Source organism: Yoonia sp. BS5-3, from assembly GCF_038069655.2.
GTDB lineage: Bacteria > Pseudomonadota > Alphaproteobacteria > Rhodobacterales > Rhodobacteraceae > Yoonia > Yoonia phaeophyticola.
Window position 1 is genome coordinate 2,803,121 of sequence record NZ_CP150951.2, and the last position, 23,082, is coordinate 2,826,202.

At 57.4% G+C, this 23,082-nt stretch carries 24 protein-coding genes; 10 read left to right on the forward strand and 14 right to left on the reverse strand.

What is annotated here, in order from left to right; genetic code table 11:
• Positions 1 to 263 precede the first annotated feature (263 nt).
• Positions 264 to 833 (reverse strand): outer membrane beta-barrel protein, encoded by a 570-nt coding sequence (locus AABB29_RS14265; RefSeq protein ID WP_341366278.1) that lies wholly within the window; start codon positions 831 to 833, stop codon positions 264 to 266.
• A gap of 176 nt (positions 834 to 1,009) precedes the next feature.
• Here AABB29_RS14265 and AABB29_RS14270 point away from each other — a divergent pair, with 176 nt between their 5' ends.
• The 4 genes from AABB29_RS14270 to AABB29_RS14285 all read left to right on the forward strand — a co-directional run bounded on the left by AABB29_RS14270 (position 1,010) and on the right by AABB29_RS14285 (position 4,161).
• A complete protein-coding gene (locus AABB29_RS14270; protein WP_341366277.1) occupies positions 1,010 to 1,444 on the forward strand; it encodes a DUF1499 domain-containing protein in 435 nt (144 codons plus the stop codon).
• Positions 1,445 to 1,462: 18 nt separating this feature from the next.
• On the forward strand, positions 1,463 to 2,518 hold the full coding sequence (prfA, locus tag AABB29_RS14275; protein WP_341366276.1) for a peptide chain release factor 1: 1,056 nt from the start codon (positions 1,463 to 1,465) through the stop codon (positions 2,516 to 2,518).
• Positions 2,515 to 3,372, forward strand: a complete 858-nt coding sequence (gene prmC / locus AABB29_RS14280; RefSeq protein ID WP_341366275.1) for a peptide chain release factor N(5)-glutamine methyltransferase — start codon at positions 2,515 to 2,517, stop codon at positions 3,370 to 3,372. The genes prfA and prmC overlap by 4 nt, the downstream gene beginning before the upstream one ends.
• A 231-nt stretch (positions 3,373 to 3,603) precedes the next feature.
• Entirely contained in the window at positions 3,604 to 4,161 is a 558-nt protein-coding gene (locus tag AABB29_RS14285; RefSeq protein ID WP_341366274.1) for a DUF4167 domain-containing protein, read from the forward strand.
• A gap of 194 nt (positions 4,162 to 4,355) precedes the next feature.
• Here AABB29_RS14285 and rsmA read toward each other — a convergent pair whose 3' ends face one another.
• From rsmA to AABB29_RS14315, 6 genes are read right to left on the reverse strand one after another with little or no spacing between them, the layout of a single operon-like run.
• A complete protein-coding gene (rsmA, locus tag AABB29_RS14290) occupies positions 4,356 to 5,201 on the reverse strand; it encodes a 16S rRNA (adenine(1518)-N(6)/adenine(1519)-N(6))-dimethyltransferase RsmA (protein WP_341366273.1) in 846 nt (281 codons plus the stop codon).
• Positions 5,198 to 6,157 (reverse strand): 4-hydroxythreonine-4-phosphate dehydrogenase PdxA, encoded by a 960-nt coding sequence (pdxA, locus tag AABB29_RS14295; protein WP_341366272.1) that lies wholly within the window; start codon positions 6,155 to 6,157, stop codon positions 5,198 to 5,200. The genes rsmA and pdxA overlap by 4 nt, the downstream gene beginning before the upstream one ends.
• A gap of 6 nt (positions 6,158 to 6,163) precedes the next feature.
• Positions 6,164 to 7,405 (reverse strand): peptidylprolyl isomerase, encoded by a 1,242-nt coding sequence (locus AABB29_RS14300; RefSeq protein ID WP_373636588.1) that lies wholly within the window; start codon positions 7,403 to 7,405, stop codon positions 6,164 to 6,166.
• A gap of 2 nt (positions 7,406 to 7,407) precedes the next feature.
• Positions 7,408 to 9,507: an LPS assembly protein LptD gene (locus AABB29_RS14305; RefSeq protein WP_341366269.1), complete on the reverse strand. Its 2,100-nt coding sequence runs from the start codon at positions 9,505 to 9,507 to the stop codon at positions 7,408 to 7,410.
• Positions 9,507 to 10,601 (reverse strand): LPS export ABC transporter permease LptG, encoded by a 1,095-nt coding sequence (gene lptG, locus AABB29_RS14310; protein WP_341366268.1) that lies wholly within the window; start codon positions 10,599 to 10,601, stop codon positions 9,507 to 9,509. The genes AABB29_RS14305 and lptG overlap by 1 nt, the downstream gene beginning before the upstream one ends.
• A complete protein-coding gene (locus tag AABB29_RS14315; RefSeq protein WP_341369084.1) occupies positions 10,598 to 11,707 on the reverse strand; it encodes an LptF/LptG family permease in 1,110 nt (369 codons plus the stop codon). Before AABB29_RS14315 ends, lptG begins: the two co-directional genes overlap by 4 nt.
• Positions 11,708 to 11,867: 160 nt before the next feature.
• Here AABB29_RS14315 and AABB29_RS14320 point away from each other — a divergent pair, with 160 nt between their 5' ends.
• Both AABB29_RS14320 and AABB29_RS14325 read left to right on the forward strand, forming a co-directional pair.
• Entirely contained in the window at positions 11,868 to 13,337 is a 1,470-nt protein-coding gene (locus AABB29_RS14320) for a leucyl aminopeptidase (RefSeq protein WP_341366267.1), read from the forward strand.
• Between the two features lies 1 nt (position 13,338).
• Positions 13,339 to 13,794, forward strand: coding sequence for a DNA polymerase III subunit chi (locus AABB29_RS14325; RefSeq protein WP_341366266.1), 456 nt, complete (start codon positions 13,339 to 13,341; stop codon positions 13,792 to 13,794).
• Between the two features lie 12 nt (positions 13,795 to 13,806).
• Here AABB29_RS14325 and AABB29_RS14330 read toward each other — a convergent pair whose 3' ends face one another.
• A complete protein-coding gene (locus tag AABB29_RS14330) occupies positions 13,807 to 14,388 on the reverse strand; it encodes a GNAT family N-acetyltransferase (RefSeq protein ID WP_341366265.1) in 582 nt (193 codons plus the stop codon).
• Complete coding sequence (locus AABB29_RS14335; RefSeq protein ID WP_341366264.1) at positions 14,322 to 14,864, reverse strand: TetR/AcrR family transcriptional regulator; 543 nt, start codon at positions 14,862 to 14,864, stop codon at positions 14,322 to 14,324. The genes AABB29_RS14330 and AABB29_RS14335 overlap by 67 nt, the downstream gene beginning before the upstream one ends.
• A 78-nt stretch (positions 14,865 to 14,942) precedes the next feature.
• Between AABB29_RS14335 and AABB29_RS14340 the strand changes: the two genes are divergently transcribed.
• Positions 14,943 to 15,806, forward strand: a complete 864-nt coding sequence (locus AABB29_RS14340; RefSeq protein ID WP_341366263.1) for an alpha/beta fold hydrolase — start codon at positions 14,943 to 14,945, stop codon at positions 15,804 to 15,806.
• Between the two features lie 88 nt (positions 15,807 to 15,894).
• Here the strand turns inward: AABB29_RS14340 and AABB29_RS14345 are convergent, their stop codons facing one another.
• Together AABB29_RS14345 and AABB29_RS14350 are read right to left on the reverse strand one after the other, a co-directional pair.
• Positions 15,895 to 16,473: a TIGR02281 family clan AA aspartic protease gene (locus AABB29_RS14345; RefSeq protein WP_341366262.1), complete on the reverse strand. Its 579-nt coding sequence runs from the start codon at positions 16,471 to 16,473 to the stop codon at positions 15,895 to 15,897.
• Between the two features lie 16 nt (positions 16,474 to 16,489).
• Positions 16,490 to 17,119, reverse strand: coding sequence for a MarC family protein (locus tag AABB29_RS14350; RefSeq protein ID WP_341366261.1), 630 nt, complete (start codon positions 17,117 to 17,119; stop codon positions 16,490 to 16,492).
• Positions 17,120 to 17,331: 212 nt separating this feature from the next.
• Here AABB29_RS14350 and AABB29_RS14355 point away from each other — a divergent pair, with 212 nt between their 5' ends.
• On the forward strand, positions 17,332 to 18,420 hold the full coding sequence (locus AABB29_RS14355; protein WP_341366260.1) for a hypothetical protein: 1,089 nt from the start codon (positions 17,332 to 17,334) through the stop codon (positions 18,418 to 18,420).
• 61 nt (positions 18,421 to 18,481) lie between these two features.
• On the opposite strand, the gene abc-f is transcribed toward AABB29_RS14355, so the two are convergent.
• Positions 18,482 to 20,335 carry a ribosomal protection-like ABC-F family protein gene (gene abc-f, locus AABB29_RS14360; RefSeq protein ID WP_341366259.1) on the reverse strand — a complete coding sequence of 618 codons (1,854 nt, stop codon included), beginning with the start codon at positions 20,333 to 20,335 and terminating at the stop codon, positions 18,482 to 18,484.
• A gap of 285 nt (positions 20,336 to 20,620) precedes the next feature.
• Here abc-f and AABB29_RS14365 point away from each other — a divergent pair, with 285 nt between their 5' ends.
• Positions 20,621 to 21,457 (forward strand): hypothetical protein, encoded by an 837-nt coding sequence (locus AABB29_RS14365; RefSeq protein WP_341366258.1) that lies wholly within the window; start codon positions 20,621 to 20,623, stop codon positions 21,455 to 21,457.
• 46 nt (positions 21,458 to 21,503) lie between these two features.
• Here the strand turns inward: AABB29_RS14365 and AABB29_RS14370 are convergent, their stop codons facing one another.
• Entirely contained in the window at positions 21,504 to 21,878 is a 375-nt protein-coding gene (locus tag AABB29_RS14370; RefSeq protein WP_341366257.1) for a DUF1304 domain-containing protein, read from the reverse strand.
• Between the two features lie 183 nt (positions 21,879 to 22,061).
• Between AABB29_RS14370 and ndk the strand changes: the two genes are divergently transcribed.
• A complete protein-coding gene (gene ndk, locus AABB29_RS14375) occupies positions 22,062 to 22,484 on the forward strand; it encodes a nucleoside-diphosphate kinase (protein ID WP_341366256.1) in 423 nt (140 codons plus the stop codon).
• Here the strand turns inward: ndk and AABB29_RS14380 are convergent.
• Entirely contained in the window at positions 22,481 to 22,900 is a 420-nt protein-coding gene (locus AABB29_RS14380; protein WP_341366255.1) for a DUF4112 domain-containing protein, read from the reverse strand. The two genes, ndk and AABB29_RS14380, sit on opposite strands and share 4 nt — an antisense overlap.
• Positions 22,901 to 23,082 lie beyond the last annotated feature (182 nt).

Below are 23,082 nucleotides of genomic sequence, written 5' to 3' on the forward strand. Positions count from 1 at the left end.
GTAGTGTTTGGCAGTGATGACCTTCAAAAGCTGAGCGACGGCAGAAGGAGACCCGCAGGTATCAGAATTAGCGTTCACGCCGGACACATGACTAATTCTGGAAAATGTACCAATGATATAAACAGGGTCCTACTCTGGATGTCCTCTTACAGCAGGGCCTGAATCATTTGTAATCTCCGGCGTTGGCATCCCCAACTTCCAATTCGGGATACTTCGTGTGCTCAGGCCCCAATTTTCAGGGCCTGAGCCGATATGGTAGTAGATTAGAAGTGGTATGCTGCGCGGAGCGTGATTGTCTCTGCTGTCACGTCGTAGGTGCCTTCGACAAACTCTTCAGAAAGACTGCGGGTCAGGTACTCGGCCCCAATCGAGAAATCATCGCCGAATTTATAAGCCGCTCCGGCCCCAATGCCAAATCCACCGGCACTCATGTCATTCACAGAATCATAATTGCCGCCAGCTATTGATATCGAAACAATACCGTAGATAAGCGCATCGCCCAGGGAAGTACCCGCTGTTCCCTTCATATCAAAAATATAATTAATATCGGAACCGGGGGTGCTGGCTTCGTCGTCATCATCGTCCCCCAAGAATTCCAGGGCGAATTCACCGCCATAGACAAAGTTGCCGTTTTCCGTCCGGCTACCAAAAAACGCACCGAAAGTTGAACGATCAGCGAACTCGTAGTCGATGAATGGAGTGACGTTGATCTCTTGTTCGAGATTGGAAGCTGTGCCGAAAGATCCGCCTGCATAGCGACCTGACCAGTCCGCGCTGGCGGTGGTCGGAATAGTCATGGCAGCTGCAAGAGCGAGTGAATAAGTTTTAAGCATTTTTGACCTCATGGTTTTATGGTGTCGAGTTAGCAGAGCGCTTTCAGCGATACAAATAGAGTCCAATTTCAATCCGGAAGCGTGCTGATGTGGTTACATCTACTGATCACCACGGTACATTAACCACAGGTGACGATGTGATCGTGGCCGTAACGCGCATGGAATATGGAGACTGAATGCTTAATTTGGTTATTCTTTTGGGATTTTTACTGGCGACAGTCGTAACATGTGTCCGGCTGTCCCGTGCGGACCTTGATCGTTGGCACCAGCATCCCGATATTGCCGATCCTGGCGATCTGCATGGCGAAGGAAGCTTTCATTGCGCCCGCCGCATCGCGGCGCCTGAGGCCGAGGTTTTGGCCGCGCTGAAAGAGAATGCGCTGGCCACACCCCGCACGATATTGGTGGCGGGCGATGTGGCTGACGGGATGATGACGTTTGAGACGCGCTCTGCCGTGATGGGCTTTCCCGATTATACCACGGCGGCTGTCAAAGACGGCTTGTTGGTCATGCATGGCCGTTTGCGCTTTGGTCGCAAGGATTTTGGCGTGAACCGGGCCCGGGTGACAGGTTGGCTTGATGCGCTTGGCCCCTTGACCGAGCCGCTCTGATCGGCCAATCGGTGTGTCATGATTGCAGCAGACCGTATCGCACAACTGATTGACCGTTTCCAGTTTCTGGAGGCGAAGATGGCCGATGGCTCGGCTGGGGCGGATATTGCCGCGCTTGGCAAGGAATATGCCGAATTGCGCCCGGTTGTGGAAACCGTCACGGCCTATAAGGATCTTGTGGCGCAGATTGCTGACGCCGAAGCGATGCTGTCTGACCCTGAGATGAAAGAGTTGGCCGAGGCCGAGCTGCCAGAGCTGAAGGCGCAGCTTGCCGCCTCTGAGCATGATGTGCAATTGGCGCTTTTGCCCAAAGACGCTGCCGATGGCCGGCCCGCGTTGCTGGAAATCCGGCCGGGGACGGGGGGCGATGAGGCCTCGCTTTTCGCCGGGGATTTGTTGCGCATGTATCAGCGCTATGCCGATACGCAGGGCTGGAAATTCGAAATCCTGGAAGAAAGCCAATCCGAGCTGGGCGGCATCAAGGAGGTCGTCGCCCGCATCGCCGGTGATGGCGTTTTTGCGAAGATGAAATATGAAAGCGGTGTGCACCGCGTGCAGCGCGTCCCCGAGACTGAAAGCGGCGGGCGTATCCATACATCGGCGGCCACTGTTGCGGTGCTGCCCGAGGCCGAGGATGTGGATATTGAGATCAATCCGGCCGATATTCGCATTGATACGATGCGCGCATCGGGGTCCGGCGGACAGCACGTGAACACGACGGATTCGGCCGTGCGTATTCTGCATGAGCCAACCGGGATCATCGTGGTCAGTTCCGAAAAATCACAGCACCGCAACCGCGAGATTGCGATGCAGGTGCTTAAGACCCGGCTGTTTGATCTGGAACGGCAAAGGGTCGATAGCGAACGCTCGGCCGACCGCAAAAGCCAGGTTGGCTCGGGTGATCGGTCTGAGCGTATCCGGACCTATAATTTCCCACAGGGACGAATGACGGATCACCGGATTAATCTGACACTTTATAGCCTGGGGCAGGTGATGCAGGGCGATCTGGATGAGATCATCGCCGCATTGCAGGCTGATGCGCAGGCAACGTTGTTGGCTGAGATGGGTGAATGACAACTGTTCAGGACGGTTTGCGGTTCCTGACGCAGTACCTTCAGAATGAACGTCAGGCGTCATGGCCCGAGGTTGTTGTTGATCACCCGATGCGCGAGGCGCGATTATTGCTTGCGCATGCCATGTTGTTACCTGCAGATCGTTTAAGCTTGCTTGCATATGATCAATTGGATGAAAGCACGTTAGAAACCGCGCTCATCTACGCATCGCGCAGACGCATGGGCGAACCGGCTAGTCATATCGTAGGATCCCGCGCGTTTTATGGGCGTGATTTCTTTGTGGACAAGCGCGTACTTGATCCGCGCCCTGAGACCGAAACGCTGATTGCTGCAGCATTGGCTGCCCCTTTTTCGCAGGTTCTTGATCTGGGGACGGGGAGCGGCGCGATTATAGTGACGCTTATGTGTGAGCGACCAGACAGTGTTGGTGTGGCAATGGACCTTTCAGAAGATGCACTGGCGGTTGCTGAACAGAACGCGACGACACATGGTGTGGTGGACCGCATTGGGTTTGATGTTTCTGATTGGTTTCAGGCGGTTGGGGGGCAATTTGATCTGATCGTATCCAATCCACCCTACATTGCCGCTGATGAGATGGGGGCATTGCAGCCCGAGGTTCGGCTGTATGAACCCCGTATCGCGTTGACTGATGGGGCCGATGGTCTGACTGCCTATCGCAGGATCACTGCAGGTGCCCCTGATCATCTGACCCCGGGTGGCCGTCTGATTGTTGAGATTGGCCCCACCCAAGCCGCCGCTGTTGCCCAAATGATGACCGATGCCGGTCTTTCAGACGTTTCGGTCACCCAAGATTTGGATGGTCGGGACCGTGTTGTGACAGCTCATAAGGCTTAAAATGCGACCGTAAGCAGCGAAGTTGCGCCCAAAATAGCAAATTTTCCGCAGTTTATACTTGTCTTGGACCGCGCTGCGTGTTTTACCTCGGGTATCAGAAGGCGAAGGGTTTTTGATACCCTTTCCCTGATCAGTCGCCAAAACATTGCAAGGCTTATAGAGAAACCAAGCGCGCGAAGATGCGCGATGCCAGGCTAGAGTAACGACAGCCAAAGGCTTGAAAGCACACCTATGAGATCATCGAAATCACGGTCGCGGAACAAGAACCGCAACAATCGCCCCTCGGGTGGCAATATCATTAACCGGGTTTTTGACAGCTCGGGCCCCGATGGCAAGGTGCGCGGTACCCCGCAGCAGATTATCGATAAGTATAACCAGCTGCACCGTGATGCTGTTTTGTCGGGCGACCGTGTTGATGCTGAAAACTACGCCCAGCACGCTGAGCATTACACCCGTCTTTTGGCAGAGGCCCAACGCGAGGTTGAAGCCAAGCGCGAAGAGCAGGATGCCCAGAACCGCGAACGCCAAGCCGAACGTGATCGTGAGCGTCAAGAGCGTCTGAAGGCGCAGGAAAATGGGGCCAATCAACCCGCCGCTGACCAGCCAGCTGATGCGGCGCAGGCCGATAGCGACCAACCCGTGATTGACATGCCTGATGAGGCCGATTCCGGTCTGGTAGAAACCCCAGAGGAAAAGCCGAAACGCGCCCGCCGCCCACGCGCCCCGCGCAAGCCGCGCGAGACACCAGAGGGTGATAGCGCCCCAGAGGCTCCAGAGGCCGCAGAGTGATCAACCAGCCCTCCGAATACCGGGGGGCTTTTTTTCGGGCGCGATCAAATTTCGCGAAATTTGATCTGGGTCTTGGACGTCCCGTTGCGCAAAATTATCGCGATCAGTTCCGAGAAAAGCATGCGCTTGAATATGCGGTCTATGATTTCGCAGCGTCCCGGTTTGCGCTTGAACGATAGCGCAGATAAGGCGTTTTATACGGTTCCGTCTAAGCTGCGTGCCAGCGCGCAGAATGCTTCCAGTTCGACCCGTTCACCGCGTTCAGTTGCCTTGATCCCGACTGCGCTGAGATGTTGTTCGATATCCGGGCTAATCCCTTTCAGCGCTGAGCGTAGCATTTTCCGCCTTTGGTTAAAGGCTGCCGCCACAACCTTGTTCAAGGTCGCGGCATTGGCCGGATAGCGCGGGGCGGGCAGGGCGCGTAAATGGACAACGGCCGAATTGACCTTGGGCGGGGGGCTGAATGCCTCGGGCGGCAGTTCGAGAACGATTGCTGGATCGGTCCGCCATTGCGCCAGCAGTGCCAGCCGTCCGTAAGCCTTGCTGCCCGGCGCGGCCACGATCCGTTGCGCCACTTCGCGTTGGAACATCAATGTTAAACTGTCCCAAAAGGGCGGCCAATCGGGCGGGGTTAGCCAGCGCACCAGCAGCTCAGTGCCGACATTATAGGGCAGGTTGGCTGCGATTTTGATGGGCGGTGTCAGATGGTCATGCGGGTTCACGTTCAGCGCATCGCCATTGATACTGTGCAAGCGTTCTGGGTAAGCCTCGGCTATTTCTGCCAGCGCCGCCATGCAGCGCGGGTCTTTTTCAATCGCCAGCACCCGCCGCGCCCCTTCGGCCAAGAGCCCCCGTGTCAGCCCACCTGGCCCCGGCCCGATTTCAAGCACATCTGCGTCCGTCAAATCACCGGCCAGCCGCGCGATCTTGGCTGTCAGGTTCAGATCCAACAGAAAATTCTGCCCGAGCGATTTCTTGGCCGCTAGCTGGTGTTTCGCGATCACCTCGCGCAGCGGGGGCAGGTTGTCGATCGTGCTCATGCCTGGGCCATTGCCATCTGACCTGCCATCTTGATCGCCGCGATCATAGAGCTTGCATCCGCTTTGCCTTGCCCAGCGATATCAAAGGCGGTCCCATGATCGGGTGAGGTGCGGATAAAGGGCAGCCCCAATGTCACATTCACACCGCCCGAAAAATCGAGCGTCTTGATCGGGATCAACGCCTGATCATGATACATGCACACTGCCACGTCATATCGCGCCCGCGCGCCAGCATGGAACATCGTGTCAGCCGACAGCGGCCCGCTGATATCCATCCCCTCATGCCGCAGCGCATCAAGGACGGGGCCGATCAGCGTGCCTTCCTGCGTGCCCATTTTGCCATCTTCACCCGCATGCGGGTTCAGCCCGGCCACGGCGATACGCGGCTTGGCGATCCCAAACTGCCGTTTGAGCGCGCTATGGGTGATCAGCAATGTGTCCGTCAGCAGGCTGGCGGTCAGCTTGGTTGCAACCTGATCCAGCGGGATGTGGATCGTGGTTGGCACAACACGCAGTGCATCGCAGGCCAGCATCATCACCACCCGCTCTACCCCGGCCAATGCGGCCAGGTATTCCGTATGTCCCGGATAGGCAAAATTGGCTCCGTCGATCAGGGCGGCCTTGTGAATAGGCGCTGTGCAGAGCGCGCTGGCTTGCCCCGATTGCACCAGGTCTACCCCGGTTGCGATGGCATCGATCACCCCTTGCGCATGGGCGGGGTTGGCCGTGCCAGCTGTGGCAGGGCTGCCAAAATCCTGGGCCAAAACCGGAAATGATGTGGCGCGTCGCGCCTCGTCCATCTGTGTGATGATTTGGAAATCTGTGCCTGCTGGCAGGTGGCGCGGGTCCCCGATCCAAACCGTATCATGGCTATCCCGCAACGCTTGCCAAGCGGCTACGGCGATTTCGGGTCCGATCCCTGCTGGTTCGCCGCAGCTGATTGCAATGGGCTTCACGGGTACCTACTCACCACGGATGACGGCCGAGGCCCGCAGATCTTCGAGAAGCGCATCGGCAAGGCTGGCCAGCCTTTGGCTGCGGATCTGATTGCGGACTGTTTCGGGGTTTGTATTCGCCTGTCCGGCGCTGACCCGTTCACAGAGCATCAGGAAGACCAGCGTTTCCCCATTGTCCCGTGTCAGGTTCGTCGAAACCTCGCCCGGGTCCAGCCGTGCCAGTTCCAGCGCGATGTCACTGGCGATCTCGGACGGGGCCAGCGACACGCGGTCCAGCACTTCGCGCGGTTGCCCTTGGGCGATCCCATAAAGGTCGGCGCAAGTATCCACATTGTTGCGGATATCCATGGCTGTTCGCTGCGCCGTTTCGCTTTGCCCGCCGGGGATGTAATAGGCGGCGTAATCGATGCTGACGGGCGGCGGCACGGCCCGCGCCGCTTCGCGGATGCCGCGCATCTGGAATAGAGCAATCCCGTTGGTGATCGGGATCGGGTCGGTCACTTCACCCGGTTCAAGTGCCAGAATGACCGCCTGAATTTGCGGCGGGTAGTTGCTGATCGGCAAATACCCAAGCCGTCCACCATTTTCGCGAGAGGGCAGGGCAGAGACCTGTCTGGCCGCATCCTCAAACGCGGAGAAGGACCGGAAAGTCGCAATCTGGTTTGCGGCACGTTGCGCCTGTGCGGCCCGGTCAGGCGGTGCGGCGATGATGATTTCGTTCAACGCCACCTGCAATTCGGTTGTCGCATTCCCGCGCGCCGCAATCGCCCGTTCCACGTCAGCATCCGTGATCGTGACCTGCCGGCTATAGCGGCTGCGGATATATTCGCGCCAGCTGGTACCGACCTCAACAAAATCACGCAGCGATTGCTCTTGGATGCCGTTTTGGGACAGCACCCGTAGGAATTGCGGCAATGTTAGATTACCGCGTGCGGCGAATTCTTCCATCGCGGTCTGCAGCGCGGCTTCGGGCAGTTGCAGCGCCACACGGGCCATTTCCTGTTGCTTCAGCCGATCCTCAACCAGCCCGGTGCGCGCCTGCTGGTTCAGATCGCCCGGCGTGCGGAACAGTTCAAGCAACCGGATTCGTTGGTTCAGTTCGAATTGGGTGACGGCCCGGTCATTGACCGTGATCACAGGGGTCAATTGCCCCTGTGCTGCGCCAGCTGTACCGACCGTCGTGGCCAGCACAAACCCACAAAGGGCAACCATTAACCGAAAAGCGCGCATGCGGTGCCTCGTCTTCATTGTCAGTCTTTACATCCTGCCGCTAAGCTGCGGCTGGCCCGGCCCGTTGAGAAACCTGTTATGGAGCCGCTTAGCCCATAAGTCGTGGTTGGATCAACCGTATCGGAAGAGGTGTAGCGCCGCGAGACCGAAACGTCGATGCTCACGCATTCGTTTTGCCACTCCAGGCCCAGCCCGCCGCTGACCGGCCGATCATCGGCCACGTCATAGCGTGCGTCCATATTGACCGCCCATGCCTCGCTCAGCTGAAAGTCGCCGTCAAACGACCATTCCGAGATCGGATCGTCCCTGTCTTCATCTGCGTCAGCCGATTGCCAGATATAGGCCGCTGACAGCGTCACGTCCTCATTTTGCCAGATCAGCCGCGCGTCGGCCCGGTTCACCCCGTCATTGTCATCCCAGAGCGTCCGGCTATCAAAGAGAAACCCATCGACCGTTGTGATCTGTCCGCCGATCAACCAATCTGATTGCTGCTCTTCCAGGCCTGATGAGGTCGTGAATTCCGCTTGCGCGTCCGTCCGATAGACCCGTCCAAAGCTAAGTATGGAGTTCATTCCCAGCGCCCCGTTGCGTGTCCAGCTCAGCCCGATTGCGGCTTGTCCGCCGGTTTCAATCACGTCTTCGCCTGAGAACCGTGACAGATCAAAAAGGTTGCCCGCATCGAGTTCGCTGCGCGTGCTGTCTTCGTTTGGCGGGGTGGCGCCATAGCTTTCTGCCCAGCTGAGACTAATTGTCGGCTCGATGAGGTGGGCGGTTCCGTTTTCGCCCGCTCGCCCAAGGGGCCAGCGCAGGGTGCCGCCGACCTGCGGGGCCACCCGCAGGTCAAGCTCATCATAGCTGCTATCATCGGAAATTTCGTAGAAATCGCCGCGCAGCCCGGTTTCAAATGTGCCGACAAATCCTTGTTGCAGAACCCAGCTGTGTTCCCAAGCGGCCTGCGCGCCCACGCGCGTGACGTCCCGCCCGTCATCGCCATCATCATCGCTGGACCGATAGGCGGTGTCGATGCTGCTTTCCAGCGTTAGCACACCCCCGAAATCGGGCTTTAGCCTGGTTTCATAGCTGGCATCCCCGATGATCGGTGGCAGCGAGCTGTTCGTTTCGTCATCGCGTAGCGTTTGGTAATTGGTTAGCCGCCCTTGGGCCAGGCTGTCCTCGGTCACCTTGACCAGCGAGATCGCGCTATCAAGCCGGTCCTTACTGGAATAGCCGTAGTCGAGCAGATAGGCCGTGTCGCTGACCGCTTCGATATCAAAGCTGAGCTGCACATCGTTTTCCAGCCGGAAGGTTCCGTCCAGGAAGATATAGGACCGGTCTTGATCCTGCAGCGTGTCGTCGCTGGCCGCGGCTTCAACGTCGATTGATCCATTCACGAAATTCTGCCGATAGAGCAATTCAAGGGTTGTTGTCTCGGATGACAGATAGGGTGTCAATGTGATGTCAGCATAGTCACTAAGCGTGATAAAGTATGGTATCTTAATCCCGGTCCCAAGCTGTGTTGTGTTGCGCTGCTCGGGGATCAAAAAGCCAGTGGCCCGATCCAGCGTCGGATCCGGTAGCCGCATTTGCGGCAGCCAGATCAAGGGAACGCCGCGCACCCGGAATGTTGCGTTGGTAAAATACAATTGTCGCGCCTCGGTGTCATGCACGACCCGTTCGGCCCGGATTTCCCATAGTGGCGCCTGATCGCTGCACACCTGGCAGGATGTTGCGACCGTCTTGTAAAGCTGCGAATATCGCCCGTCTTGCCTGTCAATCTGATTTGCGGCCAGCTGCAATTGTTGATCCAACACGATCCGGGCCCCTTGCAGGATGCCGTTTTCCAGCTGCGGGTCGAGTTCGGCCCGATCAGCGATCAGAACTGTCCCATCAGCGGCCCGGATCACGATGGGCCCAGTGATGATCAGCGCATCTTGCTGGCGATCATAGATGATTTGGCTGGCCGTTAGCCGGCTGCCTTCATAAAGCACCTCGACGCTTCCTGATGCGATCAGCTGTTCTTGATCATTCAGCTGCACCTGATCTGCGATCAGCGTCGCCGCCCCTTGCGCAAACAAGCTGCTGGGCAAAAGCAGGGCCAGAAGAAGGGCAACAAGACGCATCAGCCATCCTCATTATGCAAGAGGATGCCAAGCGACAGGCCAATTGCCGCCAGTGGCGGCGCCCATGCCGCCAGTATGGCGGGCAGTTGTCCGTTTTCGCCCAGCACCAGCGCGAAATTTCGGATGAAATAGATGACGAAAGCCAAGAGGATCGCGAACATGACCATCAACCCGGTCCGTCCACCCCGTTGGTGGCGCAAGGTAAAACTGGCCCCGATCATCACCATCGAGAGCAGAAAAGCGGGCAGGGCGAGTTCGGTGTGGAACCAGACCAGATGCCGCTGCGCAGAGAACCCGGCGGTTTGGAGGCGGTTGATGAAACTGGGCAATTCCCAGATCGGGATTGAGGACGGCGTGCCGAAACTGTCGCGGATTTGATCACCGGTCAGGGTCGATGGCACCGAGAATGCATCATGCAAGATCGCGTCTGCTTCGGGTGTTGCACTGTCATTAAGCGGCCAGATTTTGACATCCTGCAGCGCCCAGGCCCCGGGGGTCAGGCGCGCGCTTGCGGCCTCAATCCTTTGGGAAGGGCCCCCATCGGGCATGAAGGTGATGAAGGTCACACCGCTCAGTTCCGTGCCGTCCAGATTGGCATTGCTGGCCCGGATCACGGTTTGCCCGTCTTCGTTCCCTTGCCGCAGCCAGAGCCCGGTCGAGCCCAGTGTCAAAACCGCGCTTTCACCGCGCAGCGCGTCTGAACGCGCCTCATATTCGCGCGAACTGCTGGCGACGATCGGGTTCAGCATTCCGACTGCCATGGTGCCGATGACCAGCGCCACAAAAAGCGGCGCCCAGAGCGCCCGTAGGGCCGAGCGCCCCGCTGCCCGTGTCACCACCATTTCAGAAGACCGCGCAAGCCCCAAGAACAGGGCAATCGAGGACAGGATCATGATCAAGGGCAGGATCTGGTAGATCCCTTGCGGTATATTCAGCAGGGTCAATGATACCAGCTGCACCAATGTCGCGTCCTCGCTTGCATAACGGCGGAATTGGTCGGTCAGGTCGATGAATGTCATCATCAGACAGAACACGGTCAGGACCCCAAGAAAGGTCATCAGAAAACGGCGGGCAAAATAGCGGTGCAGGATCATGGGGCAGGTACATCCTTGATCCGGCGTTTCAAAAGATAGGGTCTACCGGCCCAGAAAAGCAGGAACCAGACAATCGCAAGGCCGAACACAACTGCCAGATAACTCGCGAACCAAAGCTGGGCATCGCTGCGCGCTGCATTGACCCCTGCCGTCTCAACAGCCTTGATCACGACGATCAAAGCGATTGCTGCCAGGATTTGCCGCCAGACGCCAAACCTGCTGAAATTGCCGATCAGTAGCGTCGAAAAGCCAAGCAATGCAGCGACCGTGCCCAATAGTGCCTGCGCGAACCGGGCATGCCCGGCCGAGACCAGGCGCGCCTCGGATTGCCGGGTTTCTTGCTGAACGGCCTCTGAGGCCTCAAGCAATTCCCATGTCATCAGATGCGCCGCCCTGCGCCCGCGCCGTGTCTGCGTGTCGATCAATGCGCCGATATTATAGGCGAAATCTTCAAATGAGGTGGTGAAAAGCCGTTGATCCGCGACACGTAGATTTTGCACCATCCCGTCAATCATCACCAGCTGTGTCTGGCCCACATCACGGACCAAAAATGCGCGCGCGGCGGTGTAGGTTACATGGTCGTTGTCGTTCCGGGTATCGGACAGGAAAATATCAACCAATTCGCCGGCCGGTGTGATTTCGCGGATGTAAAAGGTGACCCCATCAATGGGCTCAAGAAACTGTCCTTCGGTCAGTAGCCTTGCGGTGATGTTTTGTGCGATCTCGCTTTGGCGCAGGTCAAGTTGCGCCCGGCTCATTGGGCCCAGCACATGGTTCAGGACTGATATCAGCAGCGCCACAATCAGCCCGAAATAAAGCACGGGCCGGGCAAGCCGGAAGGTGGAATAGCCTGTGGCCTGCACCACGACCAGCTCGGATTCGGCGGTCATCCGGTTGGTCACATAGACCGCTGCCGCAAAAGAGGCCAATGGCAGCGCCAATTGCATCACAGAGGGCAGTGTCAGCGCCGTGAATTCCAGAAAAACCGTGGCGGATTGCCCATCCGCGATCAGTTGATCAAACAGCACCACCGCCCGGTTGATCCAGTAGATCAGCACCAGCACCAGGCTGAAGAACCCGAACAACATCATCAGTTGTGACAGCATGTATCTGTCAAATCGCGCCAATGATCGGTCCTTTGTTCAAATGCCTGCCTTTTGCCGGTGCAAGCTAGCCCATTGATGCGGTGGATTGAACAGCTATCTGGTCATTGTCAATCCACCGGGCTACCTATTGCGCAATCCATTCACACCAAAGGAACCCCGCATGACAACGCCTGCAGAAATTCAGTTCAAAGATATGGATCTTGATCAGATCGCAACCGCCCAAGGCCGGGTTGCTGTTTTTGTGGGGCCTGACGGGCGTCTTGACCTTGCTGGGCGCCGTGTCAATCGGCTGACCCGCAAGGCGCTTTCACGCTTTGTCCAAAGCGATGCTTTTGAAAAAATGACCATAGGCGATGTGCAATCCATGGCATGGCCTGCTGGGATGGAGGCCGAGGCGGTTCTTGTCGTCAAACTGCCCCGCCGCCCCAGCGTTGCGGAGGCCCGCAAGGCCGGGGCCAAGCTGGCCAAGTCCCTGGGGCAGGCGGATTTATGGGTTCTGGGCGGTAATATTGGCCGCGCTGCTGAAATCGCCCTTGGCCTTGCGCTGCGCGCCTACACGTTTGATGCCCATAAAACGGCAGAGCCGAAACCTGCCCGCGCTATTACCTTTTTGCTGTCCAAACCCGAAGAGGTCGCAAAGGCCGCTGCCCCGATGGCCGCAATTGCTGAAGGGGTGTTTTTTACCCGCGATCTGACAAATGAGCCTGCCAATATTCTGACTACAGATGATTTCGCCGCTCGCCTTGCCGCGATGCAAGAGCTGGGTCTTGAGGTCGAGATCCTGGAAGAGGATGAATTGGAAAAGCTGGGCATGCGCACGCTGCTTTGCGTCGGTCAGGGCTCGGTCAGCCCGTCTAAAGTGGTCGTCATGTCCTGGAATGGCGGCAAGAAAGGCGATGCGCCCTTTGCGTTGGTTGGCAAGGGTGTTGTCTTTGACACTGGCGGTATCAGCCTGAAACCCGCCGCGGGCATGGAAGATATGACCATGGATATGGGCGGCGCTGGTGTCGTGGCGGGCGTGATGCGCACCCTGGCTTTGCGCAAGGCCAAGGCCAATGTCGTGGGCCTGGTGGGTCTTGTGGAAAATATGCCGTCGGGCAATGCCGTACGCCCCGGCGATGTCATCACATCTATGAAGGGCGACACGGTTGAGATCATCAACACCGATGCCGAGGGCCGCCTGGTTCTGGCCGATGTGCTTTGGTATGCGCAGGAACGCTTTGCGCCTGTGGGCATGATCAATCTGGCCACCCTGACCGGTGCGATGCTGGTCGCGCTTGGCCATGAGAATGCGGGCGTCTTTTCCAATTCCGATGATCTGAGCGCCGCGTTTATCAAGGCGGCGGGCACCGAGGGCGAGGGCGCGTGGCGTATGCCGATGGGGCCAGCCTATGATGAGCTGCTCAAATCCCGTGTGGCGGACATGAAGAATGTGGGCGGCCGTTTGGCCGGGTCCATCACTGCCGCACAGTTCCTGCAGCGTTTTGTCAAAGAGGATGTGCCCTGGTGTCACCTGGATATTGCGGGCACGGCCAGCGTCAAAAAGGAAACCACCCTTGCCCCGGCAGGGGCCACGGGCTGGGGTGTCATGGCGCTGAACCGCCTGATTGCCGACAAATACGAGGGCTAAATTGGGCAGCGCCTATTTTTATCATCTGACGGACAGCCCGCTCGAGGCGACCTTGCCGATGTTGATTGGCAAGGCGCGCGGGGCGGGCTGGCGTGTCTTGGTGCGCGGCCCGGACCCAGCCCTGCTGAAGCGTTTGGATGACATCCTATGGCAGGGCCCCGAGGATGGGTTTACCCCGCATGGCATGGCGGGCGGCCCCCATGATGCTGATCAGCCGGTACTGCTGGGCGATGCTGTGCCCGCCGATGGTTTCGCCTGTATCATGAGTGTCGGCGGCGCAGAGGTTTCACCCGATGAGGTTACCGCTGCCGACCGTGTTTGCATTTTGTTCGACGGTCACGACGGCGCCGCTCTGCAGCATGCGCGGGGGCAGTGGAAAGCGCTGACGGAAGCGGGCTGCTCTGCGCAGTATTGGGCGCAAGAGGGTGGGCGCTGGATGAAAAAGGCTGAAAAATAAGGCCTTAGTCCGTTATTCGTTTCGCAAATCCCACGTGACAATGACGTTTGACGATTGCCACAGTGGCCCGGGGTCGGTGAACGTACCCGCCTCAATACCACCCATTGCCTTGTAGAACTGCCGTGCGGCCATGTTCTGGGTCACGACGGCCAAAGAAACCCGGCTTTTGCCGATTTCAGCGAATGTCGCCCGCAAGAGCCGCTTGCCAAGCCCGGTGCGCCGGGCGGTGCGGTCGATGTAAAAATGTTTGATTTCATACCCCCCATTCATGGCTGGATGGGTGGCGGGCGCAAAGCTGGCAACGCCGATAATCCTGCTGTCCTCCAATGCGACAAGCGCGCCGATATCAGCATCTTTTGCGTTCAACGCATTGCGCCAATAGGGCAGGCGGGCCGGTTTGTCCAAAGCCTGATAGGCGGCGGCGGGTGCGATATTGCGATAGGTTTCCCGCCAGATGTCGACATGCAGCTGCGCAAGCGCATCTGCATCAGCGGGCCGGGCACGCCGGATGATGCCACCTTTGGGGATCAACAGACCAGATCGGGCAGGGCGCGCATGATATCTGAATCCCGCCGCGCCCGTGCCAAGGTCCATGACCCTTCCAGCGACAAGAAGAGACGCCGGGCGCTGTGATTTGCCTGGGTCTCGGACTGGCCGAAACGCACCGCATGCGCGGCGATCTGTGCCATCCAGCCCGTGAAAATGCTGTCAAGTGCATCCCGGAAGGCATCATCGTCCTGCCCACCCAGCAAGGTGGCCGAGACGGGGCAGCCGACATTGCCCTCATGGATGTCGAAATACTTGGCCAGCTTATGGCAAAAGGTCGTCACACCGTCCCGGTAGTCAGCTGCCCCGTCAAAAGAGGCATTGATGATGCGCAAAACCTCAGCCGATGCCAAATCGGCGGCGGCCAAAGCCAGATCTGCCTTTCCATTTGGAAAGTGATGATAAAGCGATCCTTTGGGCACCCCGGCTTTGCGCAGGATTTCGGACAGGCCGACCCCGTTATAGCCCTTTTTCTGAAAAAGATAGCCTGCCTCGATGGCCAGTTTGATCCGCGTCGATGTCATAAGAAACGGTATTGCATGAATGGACCGACTGGTCTACCAATGCAATTAGACCGTTTGGTCTAGCGCGGGAGAGGCCTGATGAACATGCATGTTGAAATAGGCTTTCAAAAACGGCTGATCCATTCGGGTGGCCATAAACTGCGAGGAAGGCTTTACCGGCCGACCAACGCCCCGCGGGCGGTTGCGGTTCTGCATGGCGCCACCGGCGTGCCGCAGCGCTATTACGCAGATTTCGCCACGTGGCTTGCCGCCACGCAGGACATCGCCTGCCTGACCTATGATTACCGCGATTTTGGTGCCTCAGCACGTGGGCCGATGAAAGCATCCCGCGCCACCATGGCCGATTGGGGCGTGCATGACCAGCAGGCGGCCCGTGATCATCTGCGCACCAGTTTTCCCGGTGCGCCCCTATGGGTTATTGGCCATTCGCTGGGGGGTTTTATGCTGCCTTTTCAAAAGGATCTTGATCAGATCGATCGGGTGATCACCATTGCCTCGGGGCCTGCCCATGTGATGGGCCATCCTTTTCCTTACAGGTTTTATGCGGGTGCTTATTGGTATCTGGTTGGGCCCGTTGCCACGGCTTTGGCCGGGTATATGCCGGGCCGGAAGCTGCGCTTTGGCAATGATATCCCGGCGGGCGTCTTTTGGCAGTGGCGACGCTGGTGCACACGGCGGGGTTTTTTCGCCTCTGAGATTGGGGACGGCTTGCCTATGCCCGACTGGCAAGGGGTGAAAGCGCCCCTGAAAGTTGTGGCGATCAAGGACGATGTCTTGATCCCGCCAAAATCGGTCTGGGATGTGATGCCGTTTTATCCGGCGGCCCCGACCACACAATTACTGATCGATCCGCCGACATATGGCCTAAACAAGATTGGCCATATCGCCCCATTTTCAGCCCGCAACCGTTTGATTTGGCCGGATTTGATCAAAGAGTGCTAAAACTCAAAACTGGGGTCGAAATCTTCGGGCAGTTCATTCGGGACTGGCGTGCAAGCGGCCAGGAAAAGCACAAGCGGAAGCAGTAATTTCATCGTGTCAGGACCAATTCGCCGTTGAAGATTTCGATCCGGTCATAAAGCCCCAAATAGGTCATGCCCAAAAGGGACATATCCATGTCGCCTCGGTTAACGACCGCCGGTAGGTTCTGGTCTGACATCTCGCCCAATGTCGTTGTGCCCAATGTCACGGGGGCGGTGGTGACGATCCCATTGGCGGTGGAGGCGAAGCCAGAATATGCCAGATCATTAAGATCGATCCCCACCCGCTGCGCATCGCGCCGGGTCAAAACCATCTCGCTTGCCCCGGTATCGACCACAAACTCAACTGGGACATCATTGATGGTCAGGGTCAGGTAGTAATGCCCGTCGGGCCCACGCGGCACGCTGACGCTGCCATCATCCATGACGGTCTGCCGGGCGGCGACATCGCGGCTGATATCATCCCAGAGCCCAATGGCGCCGATCACACCGATAAAGATCAGCGCCCAGATTGCCGCGTGCTGCGCCGTCTTGCCAAGATCCCGTCGCCCAGCCACAAGGGCCGATCCGCCGATCGCAGCGCCAAGCAGGACAAGGTAGATGAATTGCATGGTTTGGTCTGTATTCATAAGACCGATATAGGCGTTAAGCGCCGATCCCGAAACCCCGAAGGCCATCCAGCACGAATTGGACCGCCAAAGCCGCCAAAAGCATGCCAAGCACGCGGGTGACGATGTTCAGCCCAGTCTTGCCCAAAGCCCGCTCGAGCGCGGGGGCGGCCAGAAAGGCGAGCAGCACAATCAGCAAGACGGCCAGCAGCACCATCGCAATGGCACCGAAATCGGCAGCGTCCTTGGCACCGCCCGCAAGCAGAATGATTGTGGTGATTGCCCCAGGTCCAACGATCAGAGGCAGGGCAAGCGGGAAAACCGAAGGGTCGTCTTCGTGTTCCGCTTGTCCTTCGGCGGCGTTTTCTTCGCGTCTCGCCTGGCGTTTCTGGAACAGCATATCAAGCGCGGTCAGAAACAGCAAAATACCCCCGGCGATCCGGAAGGCGTCCATTGAAATGCCGATGAAACCCAGGACCGTCTCGCCCAGAAAAAGGAAGATGATCATCAAAATGGCCGAGATCACGCAGGCCCGGATCGCGATGGTACGGCGCTGCGCGGGGCTCATCCCTTGGGTGAGGGCGATGAACACTGGCGCAAGACCCGGGGGGTCGATGATGATGAACATCGTCGTGAAGGCGGTGATGAGGGCGGGGAGTTCGGTCATTTGGGTTCTTTGGTCGTTTTTGAGGCAGGGGGCAAGTAGGGAAGGATTGATACTAGTGCATTTGGTCGGCATGCTAAGAGCTAATAAACAATTCGGATAAATTAATGCGTTCTATATTTCCAATCCTGTTGCTCTGGCAGTGCCTTCTCGCACAGCCAGTACGGGCAGAACCTTTGCCGGGAATTGATGACCCCCTGTTGCGGGAGGCTGCATTGACATGGCTCGCGGAAGATGATCCGGAGGGCGCTTTGTGGGCGATAGGAGAACTCGCTGCAGAGGGGAACCTCGCCGCACGTGACTTTGTGCGTAGGGTTTATTACAGCGTCGGCAATGGCGAGCCACGGCTCTCGCGTCAGGAGTTCAACAAGTTAATTCCTGAAGACAGGGACCCCAACGCTGATGGTTTTGGTCCCTATCCAATTCAATCTTCTACGATACCGGCCTTAGACGCTCTTTATGCAATAGAGCGGGAGCTTACCGCAGATGAATGGATCGCCCATGCAGAGGTTGTGATTGCTGCGGGTATGCAGTCACGTCTTCTTTCGCGTGTTGAAGCTGTTCTTAACAATCGCGAAGAAATAGACATTGAAGTTGCGGGGTTTGTGCAAGACCGTTTGTCGGATGATCCATATTTTCATTTGTTACTCAACCGATTTTGGGGGCTGCAGTTGATGACATTCAATGCCTTGGCTGAAGTTGAGCCCGAACTTGTCGAACAAAGACGTGAGCGCTGGACCCGCGTGTCGTTTCCGCAAGAGATACCCGAACCATTTCTCGAAGCCTTGTCAGGGCAGGACTGGGGCGCAATGTTCATTGAGGGCTCTTTGCGCAGATGGGCAAGACAAGTTGGTACAGCCCCTCCCTTTATCGAGACGTCATTGGTTGGCGATGATGTACAACGTCTCGCTGACCTTGTTAGTGCTGGTGCCATCGCCACAATGGATGACATCCCGCCTCCGACGGACCTCGAATTCGGAGTGCTTGCACAGAGTTATTCCCAGTACGCCGAGCGTTTCCCATCCGCCATTCCGAACTGGACGCTTTGTGAACGGTATTGCCCGGACCAACCCGCGATATGTGCTGTGCAAGCAGGGCTTTTGGGTGATCTTGGGTTTTCAGGTGCGTATGATTTTTCGCCGGTCCTCACGCGGCGCGAGTATTATCAGTCCGACCGTGCGGCACGGACGCAGCTTGCGATGTTAGGGCTTATTGAGTTCCCCCAAGAATTCAAACCGGATTGGCTGGCCCTACCACACTGTCTCAGCGATCCCGCACGCGAGGCCGCAGCCGCACTGCGGTAAGCCGGATCAAATTTCTAGAAATTTGATGCCTCCGGCGGGAGTATTTTTGGCAAAATGATAATCAGGCTTTTTCGGCCTTCTCCAGCTTTTCCAGTGCTGCCATCCACATCGCTTCGGCCCTTTCCAGACCTTCCATGACTTCGGCGTATTTCTTGTTCCACGTCGCAAGCTCGCCCGCTTTGCCGTCTTCGTAAAGCACCGGGTCGGCCAGTTTTTTGGCCAGTTTGTCCCGCATCTCGTTGATTTTCTTGACCCGCTCTTCGTTCTTGCGCACGTCCGTGCGCAGCGCCTTGATCGTTTCTTGGCTGGGCTTGGCTGCCTTGACGGGTTTGGGCTTCTCTTTTTCGGCCGGTTTATCCGGCGTCAGCAGCATTTTGCGGTAGGCCTGCAAATCCTCATCATAAGGTTTCACATGCCCGTCTTTGACCAGCCACAGCCGGTCGGCCACCATCGACAAAAGGTGCATGTCGTGGCTGACCAGGATGACCGCGCCTGTGTAGGCGGTCAGCGCCTCAACCAGCGCCTCGCGGCTTTCGATATCGAGGTGGTTTGTCGGCTCGTCCAAGATCAGCAGATGCGGGGCAGGGAGCGTGGCCAGCAGCAGTGACAGCCGTGCCTTTTGCCCACCCGACAGCCGCCCGACTTCAGTGTCCGCTTGATCCGCCCCCAGCCCGAAACCGGCCAGTCGGGCGCGCAGTTTGGCCTGGCCTTCGTGGGCCCGTTCCCGGAACAGGTGATCAAGCGGGGTTTCGTCGATCCGTAGCTCATCCACCTGATGTTGCGCAAAGAAGCCGATCCGCAGTTTGTTGGATGTGACCATCTTGCCCTTGGCCAATGCCAACCGGTCGGACAGCATTTTCGACAGGGTCGATTTGCCTTCGCCGTTGCGCCCGAGCAGCGCAATCCGGTCGTCCTGGTCGATCCGCAGGTTCAGGTCGCGCAGGACAATGGTTTCGCCGTAGCCCACAGCGGCCCCTTCGGTGGCAATGATGGGGGGCGAAAGCTCCTCGGGCTCGGGGAAGGTAAAGACCGTGCGGGCCGCGTCTTCGGGCGCGCGGATTGTGTCCATCTTTTCGAGCATTTTGACGCGGGATTGCGCCTGTTTCGCCTTGGATGCCTTGGCTTTGAACCGGTCCACGAAAGCCTGCAGATGCGCGCGCTGCGCGTCTTGTTTCTTGGCCGCGGCCGCTTGCACCGCCCGGTTCGCCGCCCGCTGTTTAGCGAATGTGTCGTAGGGGCCTGTGTAGTAGATCAGTCCCTTGTCTTCGAGATGCAGGATGCCGCCCACGGACCGGTTCAACAATTCCCTGTCGTGGCTGACGATCAGCACCGTGTGGGGGTATTTGACCAGATACGCCTCAAGCCAAAGCGCGCCTTCCAGGTCCAGATAGTTGGTCGGTTCGTCCAGCAGCAGCAGGTCAGGTTCCGAAAACAGCACGGCGGCCAGCGCAACCCGCATCCGCCAACCGCCCGAGAAGGCAGAGCAGGGCATTTGCTGTTCGTCGTGGGTGAAGCCGAGGCCCTTGAGGATCGTGGCGGCGCGGGCCTCGGCGGACCATGCATCAATATCGGCCAGCCGTGTTTGTACCTCGGCGATGCGGGTGGGGTCGGTGGCGGTTTCAGCCTCGGCCAGCAGCGCCTCGCGTTCGGTATCGGCGCGTAGGACGGTGTTGATCAGGGATACCTCATTGCCGGGGACCTCTTGGCTGACGCCGCCGATTTTCCAGCCCTTGGGGATATGCACATTGCCCGTATCCAGCACCATCTCGCCCCGGATCACCCGGAAGAGCGTGGTCTTGCCCGACCCATTGCGGCCCACAAGCCCCACCTTATGACCGGCAGGGATCGTGACAGAGGCGTTTTCGACCAGCGTGCGGCCTTCGACGGAGTAGGTGATGTCTGATATCTTGAGCATGGAAGCGCTATGCGCGATCAATCAGACGCGGTCAATCAGGCAATGCGGCTATTTCGGTTGCCAAGCCAGAGTAGGAACAGCACATCGGTGGCGAGGCCTGCTTGGAGCAACAGGATTTAACGGATACCAGCGTACCCAAAACCCCGTGACGCTTCAATTTGGATGGTATTTGCAAAACAATTGGCTGTGCGTCACTACATTGGTCGAGGTCAGTCATCTTAAAGCGTGTTGTGAGAGGATTTAATTGCTTGGACAAAGTATGAAATCAGACGCCATGATAAGGATATGATGACCAACGAAAAAAAATCCCAAAGGCATGGAAAGCTGGTAGGCTTGTCCGAACTGCCTCATGCTTTTAGAGAAGCTGATCTTTCGGCCAGGACAGACCAGTTTCACAGCATTGACCGTTTTCAAGTTTTTGGAGAGCGGCGTTCAGGCACCAATGCTGTTGAGCAATTTTTTTCAAGGAACACGCAGCTTAAGCCAACCCGTGACTACGGATGGAAACACGGTTTTCCTTACTTTCCGGTCCTGCCGCAGCGGTGTCTTTTTGTTGTTGTGGTACGTGACCCAATGGCGTGGTTGCGCAGTTTCTATTCTGCGCCATTTGAGGCGCATCCTGATCTCGCCGCGCTGTCGTTTCCGGATTTTCTACGGGCCGAATGGCGTGGGGTATTCACGCCGAGACGCTCTGGTTGGCGGGGGCATGGATATACGCTTGATATGAGGGTCGGCCAACGCGAGGAGTTACAAGCTGACCGGCACCCCATCAGTGGGCGCCGTTTTCAGAATGTGGTGGCGCTTCGGAATGCGAAACTGACTGGACATTTGTCTTTGCTGGACCGCGATATCAACGCATGTCTTTTGCGCTATGAAGACTTTCTTAAAGATAGGGCGGCTGTATTGGAGCGGATTTGCCAGCGTTTTGACATTGAGCGGCAGGCTGAGTACGTGCCGTTGGCTGACCCTGTCGGCCCATCGTCACGAAAGGATCGGCCGAAGGGCGCGATCTCATTTCGTCCAGAGGACACCGCGTTCGTTCTGGACCAACTTGACATCGCCCAAGAATGCAAATGCGGTTACCGTGATGTAATCAAGGCAGCCTACGCCCAAATCAGCTAGGACAAGGCGGCAGTGGTCCCAATCGGAGTTTTTTACCCTGCGAAGATCAGCTTTTGGCCCGGCCAAGCCACAGCAGGATCAGCGTGATCGTGGCTGGGGCGGTTTGTGTCATCAAAATCTGGGTAGAGACGGTCAGCGCGCCCACGATTCCAGCGACAAAGACGAACAGCAAAAAGCAGGTGGCGATGTTGCGTTGCCAATGGGTGTCGCGGATCAGCAGTGACCATATCAACCCAGCCGCAAGGAAGGCGTTATAGATGCCTTGGTTGGCCGCCAAGGCCTTGGTTTGGCTGAAGGAATCCGGTGGAAGCGTCGGGAAAACCCTTGGGCCTGTGGTTTCCCAGGCGAACATTTCAAAATAGGCGATATAGAGGTGCAAGGCCGCGATGAGCGCGATCAAGATAAGTGAAACGATACGCATTGGGGCGGTCCCTTCGTTGGTTGGGTATGTCTTATCCGTTATGCGTGAAGGCTCCAACCTGATTTATGCGGCGGCGATTTTGGCTTTTGGCAACGCCGCTGCCGTGCTGCCCCTTTTCACGGCTGAGGTTGCGTGTTAGGGGACCGCCAAAGCAAACCCCAAGCGAATGAAAGACCTATAAACATGGCTATCCAGCGTACATTTTCGATCATCAAGCCCGACGCCACAAAGCGTAACCTGACAGGCCAAATCGTGGCCAAATTCGAAGAGGCGGGTCTGCGGATCGTGGCCTCTAAGCGTATCCAGCTGACATTGGCCCAAGCCCAGCAGTTCTACGGTGTGCACTCCGAGCGCCCATTCTTTGGCGAGCTGTGCGAATTCATGATCTCTGAGCCAATCGTGGTACAGGTTCTGGAAGGCGAAGACGCGATTGCGAAGAACCGCGAAGTCATGGGCGCCACCAACCCAGAAGACGCAGCCCCCGGCACGATCCGCAAGGAATTCGCGCTGTCCATCGGCGAAAACTCGGTTCACGGGTCGGATGCGCCAGAGACAGCTGCCGAAGAAATCGCTTTCTTCTTCTCCGGGCTTGAGCTGGTTGGCTAAGCGATAAGCGTGGGTTTCACCCACCCTACGGGTTTTAAGGCCGTCTGCACCGTTTTGGCGCGGGCGGCTTTTTTGTTCAGACTGCGCTCTAACGCGTTGTAATTACGGATATTTGCATTGTAGAGCACGTCAAAAATATCCCCCACAAGGGGAATCGCGCCTATGGCCATGTCCACAAACGTGTTGAAGATCATATAGGCGATCGCGCCGGGGCTTGCGCCCAATTTGCGCGCCCGTGTAATCATCCACAGCGATGGCAACGTCGCCAACGCATCCCCCACAACCGGGATCAATCCGATCAAGTTATCAAACCCCACCGAAATCTTGGTGCCCGGGATGTAGAAAAGCGCGTCCATACGCCAGGCCAGCTTGCGCAGGCGGGCGAGTTCAAAATCAATATCCTGTTCTATGTTCATGGTGTTAACATAGCCGAAAATTACGGCGATGTGAAGGGTTTTTACTTAAATCATTCCGAAATTAGATTTCCGGTTTTAAACTGCTTAGAAACAGGATGTTATGGTGTTTCGAATTTAGCTAATGACACGCGATATCACTTCTTGCGTTCGACTGAAGCAAGAACCCGCGAACAAGTGATTCA

What these genes read in the sequence shown, in the direction of transcription:
- AABB29_RS14265 (WP_341366278.1), bottom strand. Translation starts at nt 833, where the DNA reads ATGCTTAAAACTTATTCACTCGCTCTTGCAGCTGCCATGACTATTCCG.
- AABB29_RS14270 (WP_341366277.1), top strand. Translation starts at nt 1,010, where the DNA reads ATGCTTAATTTGGTTATTCTTTTGGGATTTTTACTGGCGACAGTCGTA.
- prfA (WP_341366276.1), top strand. Translation starts at nt 1,463, where the DNA reads ATGATTGCAGCAGACCGTATCGCACAACTGATTGACCGTTTCCAGTTT.
- prmC (WP_341366275.1), top strand. Translation starts at nt 2,515, where the DNA reads ATGACAACTGTTCAGGACGGTTTGCGGTTCCTGACGCAGTACCTTCAG.
- AABB29_RS14285 (WP_341366274.1), top strand. Translation starts at nt 3,604, where the DNA reads ATGAGATCATCGAAATCACGGTCGCGGAACAAGAACCGCAACAATCGC.
- rsmA (WP_341366273.1), bottom strand. Translation starts at nt 5,201, where the DNA reads ATGAGCACGATCGACAACCTGCCCCCGCTGCGCGAGGTGATCGCGAAA.
- AABB29_RS14300 (WP_373636588.1), bottom strand. Translation starts at nt 7,405, where the DNA reads ATGAAGACGAGGCACCGCATGCGCGCTTTTCGGTTAATGGTTGCCCTT.
- AABB29_RS14305 (WP_341366269.1), bottom strand. Translation starts at nt 9,507, where the DNA reads ATGCGTCTTGTTGCCCTTCTTCTGGCCCTGCTTTTGCCCAGCAGCTTG.
- lptG (WP_341366268.1), bottom strand. Translation starts at nt 10,601, where the DNA reads ATGATCCTGCACCGCTATTTTGCCCGCCGTTTTCTGATGACCTTTCTT.
- AABB29_RS14315 (WP_341369084.1), bottom strand. Translation starts at nt 11,707, where the DNA reads ATGCTGTCACAACTGATGATGTTGTTCGGGTTCTTCAGCCTGGTGCTG.
- AABB29_RS14320 (WP_341366267.1), top strand. Translation starts at nt 11,868, where the DNA reads ATGACAACGCCTGCAGAAATTCAGTTCAAAGATATGGATCTTGATCAG.
- AABB29_RS14330 (WP_341366265.1), bottom strand. Translation starts at nt 14,388, where the DNA reads ATGGACCTTGGCACGGGCGCGGCGGGATTCAGATATCATGCGCGCCCT.
- AABB29_RS14335 (WP_341366264.1), bottom strand. Translation starts at nt 14,864, where the DNA reads ATGACATCGACGCGGATCAAACTGGCCATCGAGGCAGGCTATCTTTTT.
- AABB29_RS14340 (WP_341366263.1), top strand. Translation starts at nt 14,943, where the DNA reads ATGAACATGCATGTTGAAATAGGCTTTCAAAAACGGCTGATCCATTCG.
- AABB29_RS14345 (WP_341366262.1), bottom strand. Translation starts at nt 16,473, where the DNA reads ATGAATACAGACCAAACCATGCAATTCATCTACCTTGTCCTGCTTGGC.
- AABB29_RS14350 (WP_341366261.1), bottom strand. Translation starts at nt 17,119, where the DNA reads ATGACCGAACTCCCCGCCCTCATCACCGCCTTCACGACGATGTTCATC.
- abc-f (WP_341366259.1), bottom strand. Translation starts at nt 20,335, where the DNA reads ATGCTCAAGATATCAGACATCACCTACTCCGTCGAAGGCCGCACGCTG.
- AABB29_RS14365 (WP_341366258.1), top strand. Translation starts at nt 20,621, where the DNA reads ATGATGACCAACGAAAAAAAATCCCAAAGGCATGGAAAGCTGGTAGGC.
- AABB29_RS14370 (WP_341366257.1), bottom strand. Translation starts at nt 21,878, where the DNA reads ATGCGTATCGTTTCACTTATCTTGATCGCGCTCATCGCGGCCTTGCAC.
- ndk (WP_341366256.1), top strand. Translation starts at nt 22,062, where the DNA reads ATGGCTATCCAGCGTACATTTTCGATCATCAAGCCCGACGCCACAAAG.
- AABB29_RS14380 (WP_341366255.1), bottom strand. Translation starts at nt 22,900, where the DNA reads ATGAACATAGAACAGGATATTGATTTTGAACTCGCCCGCCTGCGCAAG.